Genomic DNA, 3662 nt, shown 5'->3' on the forward strand with positions numbered 1-3662 from the left:
GGATGGCGCCGACGACCGGGAGCCAGATCAGCAGGCTGAGCAAGTGATTCGACATAGAGCTCGTTTCCCTTATTGCCCGATCAGCCAGTACCCGCCCAGGAGCAGGATGAGGCCGAGGATCATGGCGAACGCGTAATGGAAGAGGAATCCGGACTGCAGGCGGCGTGCGCCACCCGCGATGCGCTGCACGAGGCCGGCCGAGCCGTTGACGATGGCGCCGTCGATGAGGGCCTGGTCGCCCACCTTCGAAAGACCTTCGCCCAGCTTGACGCCGCCCTTCGCGAACACCGCGAAGTACAGTTCGTCGATCCAGTACTTATTGTTGAGCAGGTTGTAGACCGGCTTCAGCGCGTTCTTCGCCTTGTCGGCGACGGACGGGTTGAAGAGGTACACGTAGGTCGCGACGGCAAAGCCCGCGAAGGCGATCCAGAACGGAGCCTGCGTGAAGCCATGGAAGCCCGCGGCCACCGCGCCGTGGAACTCATGCGCGAGTTCGCCCAGCACGTTGTTTTCTTCGTTCACATGGATGGCCTTGCCGAACCAGCCATCGAACAGCATGGGCTTGACGGTGAACAGGCCAACCAGGATCGAGGGGATCGCCAGCAGCACCAGCGGCACCGTCACCACCCACGGCGACTCGTGCGGCGCATGCTCGAGCACGCCCGGCGTACCGTGGCCGTGGTCGTCATCGTGGTGCGCATCATCGTGGTGGTCGGCATGGGCATCGTGGCCGTGGTGGCCATGCGCCTTGTGCTCCACCGTGAAGCGCTCCTTGCCATGGAAGGTCATGTACAGGAGGCGGAAGCTGTAGAGCGAGGTCACGAACACGCCGGCGAGGACGCAGAAGTGTGCGTAGGAAGCGCCCCAGCGGTGCGATTCACCGACCGCCTCGATGATCGCGTCCTTCGAGTAGAAGCCCGAGAAGAACGGCGTACCGGCGAGGGCCAGCGAACCGATCCACATGGTGATCCAGGTGATCGGCATGTACTTGCGCAGGCCGCCCATGTAGCGCATGTCCTGCTCATGGTGCATGCCCATGATGACCGAACCGGCGCCCAGGAACAGGAGGGCCTTGAAGAACGCGTGGGTCATCAGGTGGAACACGGCGCCGCTGTAAGCGGAGACGCCGAGCGCCACGGTCATGTAGCCGAGCTGCGAGAGCGTGGAGTACGCGATGACGCGCTTGATATCGTTCTGGACGATACCGATCAGGCCGGTGAACAGCGCCGTGGTCGAACCGATGACGAGGATGAACGAGAGCGCGCCCTCGGACAGCTCGAACAGCGGCGACATGCGGGCGACCATGAAGATACCCGCGGTCACCATCGTGGCCGCGTGGATCAGCGCCGAGATGGGGGTCGGGCCTTCCATCGAATCCGGCAGCCACACGTGCAGCGGCACCTGGGCCGACTTACCCATGGCACCGATGAACAGCAGGATGCCGATCACGGTAGCCGCATCCCACGCATGGTTCTGGGTGATCTGCAGGGTCTTGCCGACCAGTTCCGGCGCGTGGTCGAAGGCGGTCTGGTAATCCAGGGTGCCCAGGAAGAACAGGATCGCCGAGATACCGAGCAGGAAACCGAAGTCACCCACGCGGTTGACCAGGAAGGCCTTGAGGTTCGCGAAGATCGCGGTCGGGCGCTTGTACCAGAAGCCGATCAGCAGGTACGACACCAGGCCCACCGCTTCCCAGCCGAAGAACAGCTGCATGAAGTTGTTGCTCATGACGAGCATCAACATCGAGAAGGTGAACAGGGAGATGTAGCTGAAGAAACGCTGGTAGCCCGGGTCTTCCGCCATGTAGCCGATGGTGTACAGGTGCACCAGCAGCGAGACGAAGGTGACCACCACCATCATCATGGCGGTGATGCGGTCTACCATGAAGCCCACTGAGGCATGGAAGCGGCCGATCTCGAACCAGGTGTAGACATCCTGGTTGAAGTTATCCGCCCCACCCCACACCAGCTGGTAGAGCACGTAGAACGACAGGCCGCAGGCGATGGCGACGCCGAGGATGGTGGCGCAGTGCGCCCCCGCCCGGCCGATCACCTTGCCGAAGAGGCCCGCCAGGATCGCACCGGCCAGCGGGGCCAGGGCGATCGTAAGCAGGATTGAAAGCGAGAGACTCATCGGATCAACCCTTCATGCTGTCGATTTCGGCGACATTGATCGTGCTGCGGTTACGGAACAGCAGGACCAGGATCGCCAGGCCAATGGCGGATTCCGCCGCGGCCACGGTGAGGATGAAGAACACGAACACCTGGCCCTGCACATCGCCGAAGAAGCGCGAGAAGGCCACGAAGTTGGTATTCACCGCGAGGAGCATGAGCTCGATCGCCATGAGCAGCACGATCACGTTCTTGCGGTTGATGAACAGGCCAGCCACCGCGATGCAGAACAGGATCGCGCCGAGCACGATGTAATGGGAAAGCGTGATCACTTGCTGTTCTCCTGCGTCGGTTCGGCAGCCGGCGCTGCCGGCGGCGGTACCACCGAAGCCATCTGGCTCGGGGCCATCTTCACGACACGCACGCGGTCGGTCGCCTGCACGGCCACCTGCTGGGCGGCCGACTGGTGGCGCACGCCAAGGCGCTGGCGCAGGGTCAGGGCCACGGCGGCGACCACGCCGACGGTGAGGATCAGCGCGGCGATCTCGAACGGCAGCAGGAAGTCGGTGTACAGGGCCTGGCCCAGCCACGCGACGTTCGAGTTACCAGCCGGGTTCGGGCCAAGCGTATGGGCGTGCATGGCCTTGACGCCGATCATGGCCAGCATTTCGACCAGCATGACCAGGGCGACGATGATGCCCACCGGCAGGTAGCGGATGAAGCCCTCGCGGACGACCTCCTGCTTGATGTCCAGCATCATGACCACGAACAGGAACAGCACCATCACCGCGCCGACGTAAACGACGACCAGTGCGATGGCGAGGAACTCCGCTTCGGCCAGCAGCCAGACGCAGGCCATGCTGAAGAAGGTAAGCACCAGCGACAGCACGGCATGGACCGAGTTGCGCACGGTGATGACCATCAGGCCGGCGATGACGGCTACGCCACCGAAGAGGTAAAAACAGATGAGTTGAAGCAGATCGGTATTCATCGTATTCCCGGGCCCCTTAGCGGTAAGCCGCGTCCTGGGCGCGGGCGGCAGCGATGTCCTGCTCGAAGCGGTCACCGATGGCCAGCAGCTGGGCCTTCGTCACCACGTTCTCGCCGCGATGTTCCATGTGGTACTCGTGCACGTGCGTCTCGACGATGGAATCGACCGGGCAGCTCTCTTCGCAGAAACCGCAGAAGATGCACTTGAACAGGTCGATGTCGTAGCGCGTGGTGCGGCGCTGGCCATCTTCCGGGCGCGGGGCCGAGTCGATGGTGATCGCGAGCGCCGGGCACACCGCCTCGCACAGCTTGCAGGCGATGCAGCGCTCTTCACCGTTGGCGTAACGGCGCAGGGCGTGCAGGCCGCGGAAGCGGTTCGACTTGGGGATGTGCTCGAACGGATAGCGCATCGTGTACTTCGGGCTGAACATGTAGCGCATGGTCAGGCCCATGCCCTTGAACAGCTCGAGCAGCAGGAGGCTCTTGAAATAATGGGTTACGCGGGACATGGCTCTTTAGGCTCCCGTGCCGATGTGGACCCAGCCGAAATACTTCATGCAG

General features: G+C 63.1%; 4 protein-coding genes. All 4 read right to left on the reverse strand.

Annotation, left to right across the window (positions count from 1 at the left end; translation table 11 throughout):
* Positions 1-69 precede the first annotated feature (69 nt).
* From nuoL to nuoI, 4 genes are read right to left on the reverse strand one after another with little or no spacing between them, the layout of a single operon-like run.
* Positions 70-2133: an NADH-quinone oxidoreductase subunit L gene (gene nuoL / locus ACTHLF_RS09910; RefSeq protein ID WP_440327033.1), complete on the reverse strand. Its 2064-nt coding sequence runs from the start codon at positions 2131-2133 to the stop codon at positions 70-72.
* A 4-nt stretch (positions 2134-2137) separates the two neighbouring features.
* Positions 2138-2443 carry an NADH-quinone oxidoreductase subunit NuoK gene (gene nuoK, locus ACTHLF_RS09915; RefSeq protein WP_247327437.1) on the reverse strand — a complete coding sequence of 102 codons (306 nt, stop codon included), beginning with the start codon at positions 2441-2443 and terminating at the stop codon, positions 2138-2140.
* Positions 2440-3102, reverse strand: a complete 663-nt coding sequence (locus ACTHLF_RS09920) for an NADH-quinone oxidoreductase subunit J (RefSeq protein WP_440327035.1) — start codon at positions 3100-3102, stop codon at positions 2440-2442. The genes nuoK and ACTHLF_RS09920 overlap by 4 nt, the downstream gene beginning before the upstream one ends.
* Before the next feature lie 16 nt (positions 3103-3118).
* Entirely contained in the window at positions 3119-3610 is a 492-nt protein-coding gene (nuoI, locus tag ACTHLF_RS09925) for an NADH-quinone oxidoreductase subunit NuoI (protein WP_139983578.1), read from the reverse strand.
* Positions 3611-3662: the final 52 nt, after the last annotated feature.

This window comes from Luteibacter sp., assembly GCF_051958795.1.
Classification (GTDB): Bacteria; Pseudomonadota; Gammaproteobacteria; order Xanthomonadales; family Rhodanobacteraceae; genus Luteibacter.